The organism is Psychromonas sp. SP041 (assembly GCF_000470315.2).
In the GTDB taxonomy this organism is placed as follows: Bacteria; Pseudomonadota; Gammaproteobacteria; order Enterobacterales; family Psychromonadaceae; genus Psychromonas.
This window is the reverse complement of sequence record NZ_CBRF02000110.1, coordinates 1-629: the sequence shown is the minus strand read 5'-3', so window position 1 is coordinate 629 and position 629 is coordinate 1. Positions and strand designations below refer to the sequence as shown.

1 tRNA gene is annotated in these 629 nt (G+C 34.8%); it reads left to right on the top strand.

From position 1 onward, the window contains the following. Window positions 1–154 precede the first annotated feature (154 nt). Window positions 155–230 (top strand) — tRNA-Glu (locus SP041_RS20775). Window positions 231–629 lie beyond the last annotated feature (399 nt).

The window sequence follows — 629 nt, the reverse complement described above, 5'->3', positions numbered from 1 at the left end:
CACCTCCTTACGTAAAGAAACACATTAGCAAGCCTTACGATGAATTTGCTTAGGCAAATAAATCTACCGGCCAAAGTTTTTGCTACGCAAATACTTAGCGAGTGCCCACACAGATTGTTTGATTAGACTGATTAGAAAGCAAAGTAGGTTCCGGGTCCCCATCGTCTAGAGGCCTAGGACACCGCCCTTTCACGGCGGTAACAGGGGTTCAAATCCCCTTGGGGATACCAACTACTACTTTATAAAAAGATACTTAATAACTGTTCTTGCTTAGAATGATTATTAAGTGTTTTTAACACTGCTCTTTAACAATTAGGAAAGCTGATAAATGTTCTTATTTATCTCACAATAACAATGACCTATCTTGTGAATAACAAGGTAAGTTGATTGGTGTGATAAATATAAACGAAATTGTTCTCAGTATTTAAATTAACTATTTGTAGTTAAAATAGATACTGTAATCAAGCAAAATAAAAAGCACACATTATGATGATTCGTTATCGTAATGTGAGTACGTATCTACTCAGTTAATTTATTAACTGATAGGTGCACGAAAAACGATTGTTTTTCATATGTAAAATATGAGTCACAAGCGTCTTGGAAACAACATATGACACTTTTTAGGTGTT